We start from the raw sequence: 16,152 nt of genomic DNA on the forward strand, positions 1-16,152 counted from the left end.
GGACGGGGGCGTCGACGGAGACGGGGACGGAGACGCGGAAGCGGGGGCCGGAGCGGCAGGCGGTCGGCGGCAGGCGCCCGTGGCGGTGTCGGTCCTGGCGGATAGCCTGAGCGGATGAGCTCTCTCCTCACCGGACCCGACGCCCGTGACCGCTGCGCCTGGGTGGGTGACGACGCCGAGTACCGCCGCTACCACGACGAGGAGTGGGGCACGCCCCTGCACGGCGACCGCGCGCTGTTCGAGAAGATGGCGCTCGAGGGCTTCCAGGCCGGACTGTCGTGGATCACGATCCTGCGCAAGCGGCCGCGGTTCCGTGAGGTCTTCGCGGGCTTCGAGCCCGAGATCGTCGCGGAGTTCGGCGAAGACGACGTCGAGCGCCTGATGGGGGACGCCGGAATCATCCGGAATCGCGCGAAGATCGAGGCGACCATCGGCAACGCCCAGCTGGTCCGCTCGATGGGAACAGGCGAGCTCGACGAGCTGATGTGGTCGTTCGCGCCGCCGGCATCCGGTACTCGCCCGGCGTCGTTCAGCGATGTCCCCGCTGTCACGCCGGAGTCGACGGCGCTGAGCAAGGAGCTGCGACGACGAGGCTTCCGTTTCGTCGGTCCGACGACGATGTATGCGCTGATGCAGTCGGCGGGCATGGTCGACGACCACATCGCGGGGTGCTGGCGCGCCTGATCATCGGAACCGCGAGGTTCAGCGTTCGCCGGTCTCCCGCGTGAGTGCGGAGCGTACGTCGGAGGTGTTCTCGACCGCGAAACTGGCCATCGTCGGCAAGTAGCGGTCATCGGCGACCTCGACGAGGGAGCCGTCCTCGGCCCACGCCGTTCGCCGCACCCGCAGCAGCGGAGTCGACACCGAGACCGCGAGCGCCGCGGCATCGAGGTCATCCGCGGGGACGGCGTCGAAGACATGGCGTGCGCGGACGGGTGCGCATCCGTGCTCCTGCATCGTCTGGTAGATGCTCCCCGTATCGAGGTCGGCCGCCAACAGCAGCTTCCCGACGGCGAACGGGAATGCCGACCTCTCGAGCATCGCCGGCTCGTCGTCCAGCAGCCGCAACCGCACGATCTCCACGATCGCCGCCCCCGGTTCCACGCCGAGATCGTCGGCGACGGTTTCCGATGCCGGACGCCGGGCGGCCTCGATGACCCGCTGTCCGGGGCGGCGGCCGATCGACCGTGCCCAGTCGGTGAACGAGACGAACGATTGGAAGGACTGCGTCGGCACGAGTCGCCGTACACGCGGCGGTGCGCCCCGTCCGCCGTCGACGGCGCCCTCTGCGCGCAGGGTCGCCAGCGCCTGCCTGATCGGCCCCCGCGAGGTGCCGAACTCGGCGATCAGGGAGTGCTCGCTCGGCACCCGTTCGCCCTCGGGCCACTCACCGCTCCTGATGCGATCGCGCATCTGTTCGTACAGCTGCTCGTGCAGCGGTCTGCGCATTCGCGTCCTCGCTCCCGTTGTCATGACTTCTCGCTCCTCGACGCTGCCAGCCAGGGCCACTCTGCCTCATGTCGGTGAACACTTCGAGAATACTGCGGGAAAAAGTTGTCATGACTACTTTCGCTCCGCATGCTCGGAAGAGACCCGGAGATTCTCCACCCTGCCTCGGCCGAGATGTGCGGTCGACCAACTCCAAGGAAGAGACATGAGAACCAGACGCGGAATCGGTGCCCTTGCGGTGACGTGCGCCCTCACCCTGCTCGGCGGGACCGCGGCGACGCCCGCGCTCGCCGCGGCCCCGCCGCTCGACGAAGGCTTCGCCGATGCCACTGCGACGCAGCCACCGGCGGGGTGGTCGGTCGACAACACCAATGTCGACGGCATGCGCACCGAGTGGCAGGGCTGGTCGTTCCACACGCCGGCCGAGGTCGTGTCCGTGTGGGGGAACAGCGGAGACCGCGGTTCCTTCTCCCGCGCGGAGGGGATGACCGCGGTCGTGCACTCCGACGCCAACCGGCCGACGCAGGGGCGTTTCAGCTCGGTCCTGTGGGCTCCCGAGGTCGACCTCCAGAGCGGCGACGGGGCGGTGCGGGTGGTCTTCGACAGCCACTACAAGCAGGGACAGGCACCGCAGACCGCTCAGCTGGTGGCTCGGTTCGACGGCGAAGCGCCCGTCGTGGTCGAGTCGTTCGCGCGGAACCGGCTCGACGAGCAGGTGGATGTCTCGATCCCGGTGCCGGCGGGAGTCGACGCCGTCACGGTGGGCTGGTCGTATGCCGAGAGCAGCAACAACTGGTTCTGGATGATCGACGACGTGCAGATCAGCGAGGCGCCACCGGCCGATTCGACACCGCGCATCCTCTCCGCGTCCAAGCCCGTCGCGACGGCGGGTGCGACAGTGCCGGTCACGATCGGCGGCCTCCGCCCCGGCCAGCAGCTGACCGCGACGTGGGGGGACTCCGCCACTCCGATCCCGGGTATCCCCGTGGCCGACGCCGCCGGGGAGACCTCGTTCTCCGTCACCCTGCCCGAAGACCTCGCCCCCGGATACGTGGCGCTGTCGCTCGGAGGCGCCGGCATCGTCTCGACGTCGCTCGAGATCACGGTGCTCGCGGCAGGCGATCCGGACTCGGCGACCACCGAACCGCTGCTCTGGTTCGACGGCTTCGAGAAGGACACCTGGACCACGACGGGTGCGTGGTCGCTGTCGACTCTCGACAGCGTGGTCGGGCAGTACGGAACCGACCGCCGACACGCGTTCACCCGGGCCTCGGGACAGATCGCGGTGGCGGAAGCGACGGAGGGGGCGTTCTCGGGCACCCTGACATCGGCACCGATCGCCGTCACGGCGGGGGACACGCTCGAGGTGCGCCTCGACAGCCACTACCGCAAGCGCGGCGGGGGACAGCAGGGATCGGTGACGGCCCTCTTCGACGACGGGACCGAGGCCGTGCTGCGCGAGCTCTCCGACGCGGATGAGGAGTCCGCGCGACTCCGTCTGCCGGTCGCGGTGCCCGCGGGCGCGTCGTCGATGAGCATTCGATTCGGGTTCGAGGCCGCGAGCGCCGCGGGGTCGTGGATGCTCGACGACGTGCAGGTGCTGCGCCCGCTCGCCCCGCTCGCCGAGGGGGTCGAGGCGGACGCGGTCGTCGACATCTTCAGCGACGTGCAGGGAGCGACGACTCGGCTGAGCCAGAACGTGCTTCCCGGCTTCCGTGCGATGCCGCAGGCGGCGGATGTGCTGGTGTCGAACGGCGATCTCGTCAGCACGGGGTCGACCGCCAACTACACCTCCTATCTGTCGGCGCTCGCCGCGGGGGGCGGGGGCGACTACGGCACGGTCGTCTCGACGATCGGCAACCACGAGTACTACGGCAGTGAAGGATCGGCGGTGTATCAGAAGCGCTTCCTCGACTCGACCGGTATGCGTGAGGTCGGCGGGCAGGGCGGACTGTGGGGAGAGGTCCTCGTCGACGGGCAGCTTCCCCTGATCTGGATCGGGAGCGAGTTCTACGACTACGCGGCGAAGACCGGTTCGGGCCCGTTCATCGATTTCAGCCAGGAGCAGTTCACCTGGCTGCGCGACCGGCTCGCGCACTGGCGTGCCCAGGACAAGCCGGTGCTGCTGTTCTCGCACCACCTGCTGCCCTACTCGGTCTCGGGGTCGTACGCGCGGTTCTACAAGAACGACTACGGCCAGGAAGAGGCTCGCTTCGCCGCGCTCCTCGCGCAGAACCCGAACGTCATCATGTTCAACGGCCACACGCACTGGTCGCCGACGCTGAACGACTGGAGCGCCGAGCTGCGGACGGATCCGAGCCTCGCCCATGCCCCGACGGTCGTGAACACCGGAGCGGTGACCACGATGTACGGGCCGAGCGGCGACTGGGAGGAGAAGGCCGTCGGCGGTGCCGATCCGGTCGGACTTCGCGCCGCGCTGTACGACGACCGCGTACGGGTCACGGTGTACTCCTTCTCCTCCACCGGCGCGACGGAGATCAAGCACGTCGACGTCCCGCGGCCGACGGCGGCTCCGGTCGATCCCGTCGATCCCGTCGATCCGGTCGATCCCACCCTGGAACTGAGCACGCAGAACGTCGCAGCGGGCGGCCGGGTCACGATCGCGGCCACCGGATTCCCTGCCGACACCGAGGTCGAGATCGAGCTGCGCTCCACACCGGTGCGGGTGGGCGTGGCGACCGCCGACGCCGACGGGGCGTTCCGCACGGTCGTCACGATCCCTTCGACGACGCCGGCCGGTGCTCACACGCTGGCGGTGATCCTGCCGGACGGGACCGAGGTCACCGCCCCGCTCACCGTCACGGGGGCGGGTGAGGGGTCGGGCGGCGTCGCGCCGGGCTCCGGCGGTGGGGATGCACCGTCGACCGGCGGGGGACTCGCGGCCACCGGCGGTGAGCCCGGCTGGTTCCTCCTCGGCGGCGGCCTGCTGCTCGTGGCGCTCGGCGGGTTCCTCCTCGCCCGGAGGCGCCGCGCGGGCAGCTGAGAGCGTTCCGTTCCCCCTATCGCCGGGGCGGCGCCGAGGTCGACTCGACGCCGCCCCGGCGATGGGTACTACTCCCCATCGAGCGGTTCTCGGGCACGCGGTTAGGATGAACGGGTGCGTCGTCGGCCAGACGGGCCCGCGCACGAGTGATCACAGAGTGTCACCCTGGGGGGGAAACCGGGAATGAAGGCGTTGTCATGGATGCGCGCGCGACCGAAGACGCTCGCGTCCGCGGCGGGTGTCACGGTCGGGGTCATCGCCCTCACCACGATGGCCTTCACCTATGAAGGCTTCCCGACCACCAAGGTCGACCTGAACGACGGCGGCGTCTGGATCACGAAGACCTCGAGCCTGCTCGTCGGGCATTTCAACAACGAGTCCACGGTCCTCGACGGCGGTCTGCGCACCACGAGCGAGAACTACGACATCCTCCAGGCCGCGGCGAACGTGCTCGTCGTCGACGAGAGTGCATCGACCGTGACGGCGATCGACCCGGCACGGGTCTCGCTCGGAGATTCGGCGATCATCCCCTCCACCGCCAAGGTCGCGATGGGTGCGAACACGGCCGCGATCCTGGATGAGAAGTCCGGAGATCTCTGGGTCGTCCCGGTGAAGGGCATCGCGTCGTTCGAGATCGAGGCGGCGGAACCCGTCGCCGAGCTGGGCGAGAACGCCGACGTCACCGTCGCCGACGACGGCACGGTGTTCGCACTCTCCGCCGAGCGCGGCGAGGTCGTGACCGTTCCCGTCGACAACGAAGGTGCGCCGCGGGACACCTCCACGGCCTCGGTCGGCGAGGTCGATGCGGCCGCGAAGCCGACGATCACCGCCGTGGGTCGCACACCCGTGGTGTTCGACGAGGCGGCGGGCGTCGTCACGACCCCGGGCGGCTTCCGCACAGAGGTCCCGGGCGCGAAGGATGCCGTGCTGCAACAGGCGTCCGCCGCGAACGACGCGGTCGCGATCGCCACCCCGTCCGCTCTGGTGCGTGTGCCGCTCGACGGCAGCGACCCCGAAGAGACCTCGGCCGGTAGCGCGGGTACGGCCGCCGCACCGGTCTGGCTCCGCGGCTGCACCTACGGTGCCTGGGCGGGTTCGGCGACCTTCATCCGGGAATGCCCCGGCGATTCCAATGACGTGAACTCCCCGATCGAGGGAGCAGAGGATTCCGCGAACCTGACCTTCCGCGTGAACCGGGACGTGATCATCCTCAACGATGCCGTCGGCGGTGCCGCCTGGATGGCCAACGAGAGCCTGCAGCGCGTCGACAACTGGAACGACCTGACTCCGCCCGAGGGTGAGACGGAGAACGAGGAGGACTCGACCGAGGAGACCGTCGAGACCACCCTTCCGGAGCGCAGCGAGCAGAACACCCCGCCGATCGCGGAGGACGACTCCTACGGTGTGCGGCCGGGTGCCACGACGCTGCTCCCCGTGCTCGACAACGACAACGACCCCGACGGGGATGTGCTCGTCGCGGCCCTCGCCGAGGCACAGCCCGCGATCGGCACCGTCCAGCCGATCAACAACGGCGGCTCGCTCCAGATCGCCGTCGAAGAGAAGGCCTCCGGTACCGCGAGTTTCACCTATGAGGTCGACGACGGACGCGGCGGCAAGGACACGGCCGTCGTGTCGCTCGCCGTGCACGACTGGAACGAGAACGGCGCTCCGACGCCCAAGCGCAAGACCGCGCTCGCCGTGGAGACCGGTGGCACGATCTCGTACAACATCCTCCCCGACTGGATCGATCCCGACGGCGACGACATCTATCTGAAGGAGGTGGTCGCGGCTCCCGGCGACGAGGTCGACTTCAGCAAGGACGGTCAGATCACCTACAAGGCCACCGCCAGCCTGCAAGGACGCAAAGACGTGCAGGTGACCGTGGCGGACGCCTTCGGGAAGCTGGGCACGTCGACGATCGCGCTCGATGTCCGGCCGCAGGGCTCGACCAACCCGAAGACCAACGCCGACCACGTCATCACCAAGGTGGGCGAGCAGGTCACCATCGCGCCGACGGCGAATGACACGAGCACCTCCCGTGAGCCGCTGCGCCTCAGCCGGGTTCTCGACACCCCGGGCGCGACGATCATCCCGAACACCCCGAACAAGACCTTCTCCTTCATGGCGGAGAAGGCCGGGGTCTACTACGTGCAGTACCAGGTCACCACCGGGCCCAAGAACGGCGAGGGTCTCGTCCGCGTCGACGTGATGCCCGAATCGGAGACCGACCTCCCGCCGGTCGCCGTTCGTGACGTCGCGCTCCTGCCCACCGGCGGGGATGTGCTGCTCGGCGTGCTCAACAACGACACCGATCCCGGCGGGGGGATCCTCGTGGTGCAGTCGGTGTCGCTGGAGCCGAACAGCGGCATCTCGGTCTCGGTGCTCAACCACGAGACGCTGCGCATCACCGATCAGGGAGCGCTCGAGGAGCAGGTGCGGATCAAGTACCGGATCTCGAACGGCTCGAAGTCGGCCGAGGGTGAGGTCGTGGTGATCCCCATCCCCGCGCCGGACGAACTCCTCCAGCCGATCGCCAACCCGGATACGGCGACCGTGCGCGCCGGCGATGTGGTCACGATCCCGGTGCTCGACAACGACACGCATCCCAGCGACGACGTCATGCACCTCGAGCCGGAGCTCATCGAGCCCTTCGTCGACCCGGAGGACGGCGAGGCGTTCGTCTCGCAGGACGCGGTGCGCTTCAAAGCGGGCCCGGAGGCCAAGACGGTGTACCTCACCTATGAGGTCGTCGACTCGCGCCAGCAGAAGGCCGCCGGCTACGTCACCATCCAGATCCTGCCGATCGACGAGGAGAAGAACGCCGCTCCGCGTCCTCAAGACCTCGTGGCGCGCACGCTCGCCGGCACCGAGGTGAACATCGCCGTCCCGCTGGACGGCATCGACACCGACGGCGACTCCGTGGAGCTGGTCGGCCTCGATTCGAGTCCGAGCAAGGGACGGGTGCTCAACGGGCCGAACTACTTCACGTACGAGGCGTTCGACGGGGCGTCCGGCGTCGACGTGTTCAAGTACCGCGTGCGCGATCGACTCGGCAAGGAGGGCGTCGCCACGATCCGCGTCGGCATCGCCCCCGCGGAGGAGATCAACCAGCCGCCGTATGCGGTGAAGGACGCCGTGGTCGTGCGACCGGGGCGTGAGATCGCCGTGCCCGTCCTCGCGAACGACTCCGATCCCGAGGGCGACAAGGTCTCCCTCGTCAAGGACGGGCTCGAGCTTCCGGAGGGGTTGGATGCGCGGGTCTCCGGTGACCGCGTGCTCGTTCAGGCACCCGACGCGCCCACCGAGACCTCGCTGCAGTACACCGTGTCGGATTCCCGCGGGGCGACGGCGATGGCGACCCTGCAGATCACGGTCGACGAAGACGTTCCCCTGCAAGCTCCCGTCGCACGCGACGACCGACTGCAGCCCGCCGATCTGAAGGACGGCGGACTGACCGCGGACCTCGACATCCTGGCCAACGACGAAGACCCGGACGGCACGACCGACCGGCTCACGGTCGATGTCGGCGAAGGCGGCACACGGCTCGAGAGCGGAAAGGTGCGCGTCACCGTCACGGACGAGCTGCAGTTGATCCGGTACACCCTCACCGACCGCGACGACCTGCAGGCGTCGGCGTTCATCTTCGTCCCCTCACGGGCAGACCTTCGCCCGACGCTCACATCGACGAAGCCGCTCGAAGTGGTCAGCGGCGAGACCGAGGTCCTGCCGCTGTCGAAGTACGTGACGGTGGCGGGCGGCGGCGACGTGGTCATCACCGAGAAGGCGAAGATCAGCGCGAGCCATGCCGACGGCGCAGATCTCCTCCAAGACGCGAAGACGCTGGTCTACACGTCCGCCGACGGCTACTTCGGGCCCGACGCGCTCACGTTCGAGGTCACGGACGGCGATGGGCCCGACGACCCGGAGGGGCGCAAGGCCACGCTCAGCATCCCCATCAACGTGCTGCCTCCGGAGAACCAGCAGCCCACGTTCGTCCAGGGACAGGTCAACGTGGCGCCCGGTGAATCGGCGGTCGCGCTGGACCTCGCCGCGCTGACCGACGACCCCGACCCCGAAGACAAGGGGAAGCACGACTACGCACTCGTCGGCGGCGAGGGCAAGGGTGTCTCCGCGCGGGTCGACGGCGACGAACTCCGCGTGGAAGCGTCGTCGAACGCCAAGAAGGGGACGACGGTCACGCTGAAGCTCCGCGTGTCCGACGGCACGACCGAGCCGGTGGAGGGCACCGTCACGGTGCTCGTCACAGCATCGACCCGTCCCATGCCCGCGGCCAACACCGACACCATCTCCGAAGCGGATGCGGGCGAGACCATCACGGTCCCCGCTCTCGCCAACGACTTCAACCCGTTCCCCGAGACCCCGCTGAAGATCGTGTCCGCGGTGACCGAGTCCGGCGGCGGCGAGGTCGGCTTCACCGACGACCAGGTGACCATCACTCCGACGAAGTCGTTCGTGGGCACGCTCGTCGTCCGCTATCGCATCCAGGACGCGACGGAGGACCCCGATCGGGAGGTCAACGGACAGATCGTCGTCACGGTGCAGGACGTTCCGGACGCGCCCGGGGTTCCGGTCATCGCGAGCGTGCAGGACCGCACGGTCGTGGTGTCGTTCTCCGCGCCGTCGAACAACGGAGCCGAGATCACGAAGTACACCGTGAGGTCCGTGGGCGGGAACCCGTACACCAAGGAGTGCCAGTCCACGACGTGCACGCTCGACGGCCTCACCAACAACGTCGAATACACGTTCCAGGTGACCGCGACCAACCGTGTGGGCGAGTCGCAGCCCTCCGCGGCCTCCGCTCCGGCGCGGCCCGATGCGCGTCCCGACACACCGAACCCGCCCTCTCTGGACTTCGGGGACAAGTCCCTCAAGGTGGCCTGGAAGACGCCGAGCACCCCGGGCTCGCCGGTCGAGCGGTACACGCTCGAGATCTCGCCCGCGCCGCCGTCCGGCGTCACGCAGAAGGAGGTCACGGGCAACTCCACCACGTGGGAAGGGCTCGAGAACGGCTCGGACTACCAGGTGCGGGTCCAGGCGCACAACAGGGCCCCCGACCCCTCCAGTTGGAGCGGCTGGTCCGCCTCCGAGATCCCGGCCGGCCCGCCGAAGGCTCCCGCCGCGCCCACGACGACCGAGCTCGCCCCGGTCGGCGACCAGGCCCAGATGCAGGTGAACTGGGTCGCGCCCGACAACAACGGTGACGCCATCCAGGTATACCGTCTCGAGATCCTGCAGGGCGGCCAGGTCGTGAACACGCTGACCCCCGGGCCCGAGGCGCGGAGCCAGGCCATCCAGGTCCAACCCTCCCAGACCCCGTACACCTACCGCATCCAGGCCTACAACAAGGCCGGGTGGGGCGAGATGAGTGCGCAGTCGGCCCCTCGCCGCGGGGTCATCCCGCCGGGAGCGCCGACGGGCCTGAAGGTCACGGACGGGGATCGCAGTCTCACCCTCGCCTTCAACGCCGGTTCCAGCGGTGGGGCGGCGAGCAACGAGATCAGCTACCAGTACCGTCTGAACGGCGGCGGCGGATGGTCGGCCCTTCCAGGAAACCAGAAGATCGGTGGACTGACCAACGGAACCTCCTACAGTGTCGAGGTGCGCGCCGTCGCGAACGTCAGCGGCTCCACGTACGCGGGAGCCGCATCGAAGTCGGCCAGCGGCAAGCCGTACGGCAAGCCGCACGCCCCGTCGGTCAGCGCGGATCCGCTCTCCACCCAGGTGCGTCTGAAGTGGAACGCCAACGGTTCCGACAACGGACGACCCATCGAGAACGTGCAGATCAGCATCGATGGCGGCGGCTGGCAGAACGTGAGCAAGACCGGCTCGACCGACGTCGGGAACGGGCACAGCCAGACGCACTCGATCCGCGCCCGCGCGCAGGACTCGACGGGCGCCTGGTCCGATCCCAGTGGGACCGCATCCGCGACCTCCTCGCCCCCGCCGCAGCCCCGTGCCTGGGTGACGAGAGGCACGGCCGGGAACTGGCCAGGGCAGTGCACCGACGGCACCTGCGCGAAGTTCGTCATCAACACCTCGAACTTCCCGGCCGGGAAGTACCAGGTGTGGTGCAACAGCAACGCGCCGACCGCAGGACCGAGGTTCGCGGGCGGCTCGAGTTGGAACATCCCCGCCAACGGCTCCATCGAGATCGGCTGCTTCCACGGCGCGGGTGGCCGTGGCTACGAGGTGTGGGTCACGATCGGCAACACCGACTACGAACGCCGTGCCTGGTAGCGGCGCCCCTTCCATCCGAGAGGAAGCAGTACTCCCATGACAATGACCCCTGAGCAGGCCGCCTGGTTCCAGGGCACCTTCCAGCGTCTCGTCGCGAACATCGACAAGGCGGTGCAGGGCAAGCAGGAGATCGTCGGCCTCGTGCTGGCGTCGATGCTCGCCGAGGGGCATGTGCTCCTCGAAGACGCGCCCGGCACCGGCAAGACGAGCCTCGCGAAGGCCCTCGCGGCGACCGTGCAGGGCACCAGCGCGCGCATCCAGTTCACGCCGGACCTGCTGCCCTCCGACGTCACGGGTGTGACCATCTACGACCAGCAGTCCCACCGGTTCGAGTTCCACAAGGGACCGATCTTCGCGTCGATCGTGCTGGCGGATGAGATCAACCGCGCCTCGCCGAAGACCCAGTCGGCGCTCCTGGAGGTCATGGAGGAGTCCCGCGTCACGGTCGACGGCGTCACGCACGAGACCGGTCGCCCGTTTCTCGTGATCGCCACGCAGAACCCCATCGAGCAGGCGGGAACCTACAAGCTTCCCGAGGCGCAGCTGGACCGCTTCCTGATCAAGACCTCGATCGGCTACCCCGACCTCGCGGTCACCGAGAGCATCCTCGCCGGAGCCTCCGACCGCAACCCCTCCGCCGGACTCTCCGCGATCATCACGACCAGTGCGGTCGCCGACATGGCCGACCTCGCCTCCACCGTGCATGTGGAGCCCGCTGTGCTCCGCTACGTGGCCGAGCTCGCCGAAGCCACCCGTGAGGACGACGCGATCCGGCTCGGCGTCTCGGTGCGCGGCGCGATCGCGATGGTCCGCATCGCCAAGGTGTGGGCCGCCGCGCAGGGTCGTCACTTCGTGCTCCCCGACGACATCAAGGCGCTCGCGCGGCCCGTGTGGCAGCACCGTCTGCTGCTCGACGCCGAGGCGGAGTTCGCCGGCACGAGCAGTGACACCGTGATCGCCCGCGTGCTCGACGGCGTCGCGGCTCCCCAGGCACGAGCGGCGGCCTGATGACCGCGGAGGCCCTTCAGGCGTCGACATCGCCGACGGAACGCGACGCCGGATGGCGTGACATCGCGGCCGTCCTCGGTGCCCGTGCCCTGACGCGCCTCCGGAAGATCACGGCGGCGATCCGTCCGCTCGCCTGGGTGCTGATGTCCCTCGCCATCGTGTTCTGGGTGCTCGGACAGATCGCTGGCTGGGCGGAGTTCACGGTCGCCGCCGTCGTGATCGCGATCGCCGTCACCCTGTGCGCGCTGTTCCTCATCGGCCGCACCGCCTACGACGTGTCGCTCGACCTCGCCCGCACCCGTGTGGTGGTGGGGGAGCGCGCGGTCGGCGCACTCACCCTCGCCAACCGTGGCAGCAGGGCGATCCTGCCCTCGCGCGTGGTGCTCCCGGTGGGTGCTGGTCGTGGGGAGTTCGGGATCCAGCGACTGGCCCCCGGAGAGGAGGCGGAGGAGCTCTTCGCCATCCCGACCCAGAAGCGCGGCGTCGTCAAGGTCGGCCCCGTGAGCGTCGTACGCGGAGACCCGCTCGGTCTCTTCGAACGGGCGCACCGCCGCGACGACCCGGTGGACCTGTTCGTGCATCCGCGCACCGTGCTGTTCGATGGACAGTCGCTCGGCTACCTGCGCGACCTGGAGGGGCTCCCGGCGACGGACCTCTCGCGCGACGACGTCTCCTTCCACGCGCTTCTGGAGTATCAGCCGGGCGATGACCTGCGCCATGTGCACTGGCGTTCGACCGCCCGAACCGGCACGATGATGGTCCGCCAGTACGAGGAGACGCGGCGTTCCCACTTCGTGATCGGTCTGTCGCGCTCGCTGTCCGACTACGCCACCGCCGAGGACTTCGAGCTCGGTATCTCGGCCGCGGGCTCGATCGGCCTCCGCGCGCTCCGCGACTCGCAGCGCGTCGACGTGCGCGTGCAGGGGCGTGAGCTCCCGGCCGGCACCGGAAAGCAGCTGTTGGACTCCCTCTCCGCCGTCGAGGGCAGCAAGCCGCGCGAGGGCGGCATCGCCGACCTCGCCGGGATCGTGTCGGTCACGATGCCTCTCGCCAGTGTGGTGGTGCTCGTGTGCGGCTCGCGGGTGCGCTCCGACGATCTGCGCCTCGCGTGCTCGCGGCTGCCCTTCGGCGCGAAGGCGCTGGCCGTCGTCGCCGACACCAGCGTGTCCGCTCCGACGCTTCGGCGGATCGGCGACGCGGACGTGGTCACCGTCGGCGCCCTCGAACAGATTCCGCTCGCTCTGCAGAAGGTTCTCGCATGACCGTGCCCGCCGCCGGCCCCGCGGGTCTCGCCGTGCGCCGATGGATCCTCGATCTGGGAGCGACCGCACTCCTCGTGACGACCGCGCTGATCGGCTTCTGGCCGACGTTCTCCGGTCCGTCCTTCCTCCCGGCCGCCGTCGGCGGCATCCTGATCGGGCTGGCGATCGCGGCCGTCGCGACCTGGCGACGATGGGGCATCCTGATCACGACGGGGCTCACGGTCGCCGCTTACTTCGTCTTCGGCGGGGCCCTCGCGCTCCCGCAGACCTCCCTCCTCGGCTTCATCCCGACGATCGAGACGCTGCAGAAGCTCGCGGTGGGGACCGTCACCGCCTGGAAGCAGATGCTCACCACCGTCGCCCCCGTGGCTGCGGTCGACGGACACCTGGTGGTCCCGTTCCTGCTGGCGCTCGTCGTCACCACGCTCACCGCGTCTCTCGCGCTCCGGCTGCCACAGGTCGCCTGGGCGCTGCTCCCGGCCGGGGTGCTGCTGATGCTCGTCATCGCCCTCGGCACGCCGGAGCCCGCCTTCCCTCTGGTGCAGGGGCTCGTCTTCGCCGTGGTGAGCATGTCGTGGCTCGCTCTGCGGCAACTGTGGGCACCACAGAACATGGCCGTCTCCGTCAGCGAGGTCGACCCTTCGCGTGCGACCCAGATGCGCACCCGACGGCTGCTGGCCGGCGTCGCCGTGCTGGCCGTCGCCGCAGGCACCGGCGTCGCCGCGAGCGCCGTCGCGAACCCGGCACAGCCTCGGCACGTGTTCCGCGACGTGATCATCCCGCCGTTCGACATCCGCGACTACCCGAGCCCGTTGCAGGCGTTCCGCAAGAACGTGCGCGACGAGGCCTCCGAGACCCTCTTCACGGTGCAGGGCCTCCCCCAGGGCGCACGCATCCGCACCGCGGTCATGGATCAGTTCGACGGCATGGTCTACAACGTCACGGACGGCGGCCCGACGTCGTCGAGCGCGTTCGCACCGTTGCGTTCCCACATGGCACCGGATGCCGAGGGCGTCCCGGTCACGCTGAAGTTCGCGATCGACGGCTACCGCGGTGTCTGGATGCCGACCGCCGGAGAGCTGTCCGAGATCCGGTTCGAGGGAGCGCGCGCCGAAGACCTGCGTCGTGGCACGTACGTCAACACCGTGACCGGTACCGCGGTCGCGACGCCGAAGCTCACCCAGGGTGACGAGTACGTCGTGGATGCCGTCGTGCCCGCCGTCCCCGATGACGAACAGCTCGCCGAGGTGCCGTTCGGCAAGGTGGCGCTGCCGACGTCGAGCAACGTGCCGGAAGAGCTCACCTCGCTCGCGGCGGAGACCGTGTCGGGTGCGGAGACGCCGATCGAGCAGGTGCGGGCGTTGGAGAACTTCCTCTCCGAGGGCGGCTTCTTCAGCCACGGGCTCGAGGGAGAGGTGCTGTCCCGCGCGGGCCACACCGCCGAGCGCATCTCGACGTTGGTCGGTGCCGACCAGATGATCGGTGACGACGAGCAGTATGCCGTGGCGATGGCACTGCTCGCGGGGCAGCTCGACATCCCGGCGCGCGTCGTCATGGGGTACTACCCCGACGAGGAGCAGGCGGGGGAAGCGGTGTTCACCGCCACCGGCGACAACGTCCACGCCTGGGTCGAGGTGAACTTCGAGGGCATCGGTTGGGTGACCTTCAACCCGACTCCGCCCGAAGACCAGGTGCCGAACGACCAGAACACCAAGCCCCGCGTCGACCCGAAGCCGCAGGTGCTGCAGCCGCCACCCCCGCCGCAGGAACCCGTCGATCTGCCGCCCACCCTTCCCGACGACCGGGAGTCCGAGGACGAGAGCCTGAACCTCGCCGGCATCATCGGTGCGATCCTCGTGATCGGTGGCATCTCGCTCGCGGTGATCACGCTCCTCGCGTCGCCGTTCATCGTGATCGGCGCCTGGAAGGCGGCGAAGCGTCGGTCGCGCCGCGCCGCCGCGCGCACCGCCGACCGCATCAGTGGCGGGTGGGACGAGCTGACCGATCGCGCGATCGACTACGGTGCGCGGCTCACGCCCGGAGGCACCCGGACCGAGGAAGCCGAGGTCGTGGCCACCGCGCTGACGGTTCCACAGGTCACCGCGCTCGCCGAGCGGGCCGACGCCGAGGTGTTCGGCCCCACAGAGCCGAGCCCACAAGACGTCGAGTCCTTCTGGCACGAGGTCGACGGCATTGTCGGCGGTCTCGGCAAGGACGCCGGTTTCTGGAAGCGCGTGAAGGCGCGCTTGAGCGTTCGCTCGCTCGTCGGCGGCACCGCGATCTCGAACGGCCTGCAGAGCCTCAAGGACGCCGCGACCGCGCGCGTACGCCGCGAACCTGGCACCATCAAGAACAGCACGACGCCCCCGTCCTCCGAGAGTGAGACCCCATGACGCAGCCTGCGCTCGATCAGATCGCGCCCCTCTCCCGTCGCGCGGTCGCCTATGTCATCGATGCCCTGATCGCCGGGGGCCTCGCGATCGTGCTCGGCGGGGGACTCCTGGTCGCCGCGTCGCTCACCGGCAGTGTCGAGGGGATGGTGGGAGTCCTCCTCGTCGGCGGTCCGGTGGTGAGCCTGGTGCTGCTCGGCTGGTTCGTGGTCTACACCGTCATGCAGGCAGGGGCCGGCTCGATCGGCATGCGCGCCCAGGGCGTGCAGCTCGTCGCCGCTGCGGACGGCGGCCCGCTCGGCTTCGGGCGCGCACTGCTGCGCAACGTGATCTTCGGCCTCGCCGCGGCCGTCGTGGTGGGGTACTTCACTCCGCTCTTCGACGGGTCGGGGCGCTTCCAGGGGTGGCACGACAAGGTCGCAGGCTCTCTGATCCTGGATGCGCGGAAGACGGGTCCCGTCCGATCGGCGTCCGAGGCCACCTCCTCCTCGTCCGCCTCTGCGCCGGGCCTTGCTACACCGACGACCGGACCGGCGATCCCTGGACTCCCGCAGTCCGTTCCGGCTGCTTCGGCGGCGTCGGCTGCTCCGGCCGTTCCGGCCCCGGCTGCTCCCGTTGCTCCGGCATCCTCGTCGCTCCCGCCGCGGCCGGCTGCGCCCCCTGCGCCGGTGGCCGAGAGCGGATCCCTCATCGCCTTCGTCCCGGGCATCACCCAGGATGCGCCGTCGCGGTCGGAGCCTCCCGCGCAGCCCGAGCCCGAGCCCGAACTCGACGCGACCGT

8 protein-coding genes are annotated in these 16,152 nt (G+C 69.6%); 7 read left to right on the forward strand and 1 reads right to left on the reverse strand.

The window, feature by feature from the left end; genetic code table 11:
* Window positions 1-114 precede the first annotated feature (114 nt).
* The gene (locus E0W80_RS18555) at window positions 115-684 is read left to right on the forward strand and encodes a DNA-3-methyladenine glycosylase I (RefSeq protein WP_131494493.1); all 570 of its coding nucleotides are present in this window, start codon (window positions 115-117) and stop codon (window positions 682-684) included.
* Window positions 685-702: 18 nt separating this feature from the next.
* Here the strand turns inward: E0W80_RS18555 and E0W80_RS18560 are convergent, their stop codons facing one another.
* On the reverse strand, window positions 703-1,449 hold the full coding sequence (locus tag E0W80_RS18560; RefSeq protein ID WP_240740589.1) for a GntR family transcriptional regulator: 747 nt from the start codon (window positions 1,447-1,449) through the stop codon (window positions 703-705).
* A 205-nt stretch (window positions 1,450-1,654) separates the two neighbouring features.
* Between E0W80_RS18560 and E0W80_RS18565 the strand changes: the two genes are divergently transcribed.
* From E0W80_RS18565 to E0W80_RS18590, 6 genes are all read left to right on the forward strand, one after another.
* Window positions 1,655-4,453 carry a metallophosphoesterase gene (locus E0W80_RS18565; RefSeq protein WP_131494495.1) on the forward strand — a complete coding sequence of 933 codons (2,799 nt, stop codon included), beginning with the start codon at window positions 1,655-1,657 and terminating at the stop codon, window positions 4,451-4,453.
* A 201-nt stretch (window positions 4,454-4,654) separates the two neighbouring features.
* Complete coding sequence (locus E0W80_RS18570; RefSeq protein ID WP_240740590.1) at window positions 4,655-10,711, forward strand: Ig-like domain-containing protein; 6,057 nt, start codon at window positions 4,655-4,657, stop codon at window positions 10,709-10,711.
* A gap of 36 nt (window positions 10,712-10,747) precedes the next feature.
* Window positions 10,748-11,719, forward strand: a complete 972-nt coding sequence (locus E0W80_RS18575; protein WP_047522445.1) for a MoxR family ATPase — start codon at window positions 10,748-10,750, stop codon at window positions 11,717-11,719.
* Window positions 11,719-12,981, forward strand: a complete 1,263-nt coding sequence (locus E0W80_RS18580; RefSeq protein WP_131494497.1) for a DUF58 domain-containing protein — start codon at window positions 11,719-11,721, stop codon at window positions 12,979-12,981. Before E0W80_RS18575 ends, E0W80_RS18580 begins: the two co-directional genes overlap by 1 nt.
* The gene (locus E0W80_RS18585) at window positions 12,978-15,374 is read left to right on the forward strand and encodes a transglutaminase-like domain-containing protein (protein ID WP_131494498.1); all 2,397 of its coding nucleotides are present in this window, start codon (window positions 12,978-12,980) and stop codon (window positions 15,372-15,374) included. The genes E0W80_RS18580 and E0W80_RS18585 overlap by 4 nt, the downstream gene beginning before the upstream one ends.
* A partial coding sequence (locus E0W80_RS18590) for an RDD family protein (RefSeq protein WP_131494499.1) occupies window positions 15,371-16,152 on the forward strand: 782 nt, incomplete at its 3' end. The genes E0W80_RS18585 and E0W80_RS18590, both read left to right, overlap by 4 nt.

This window comes from Microbacterium sp. PI-1 (genome assembly GCF_004337555.1).
Classification (GTDB): domain Bacteria; phylum Actinomycetota; class Actinomycetes; order Actinomycetales; family Microbacteriaceae; genus Microbacterium; species Microbacterium aurugineum.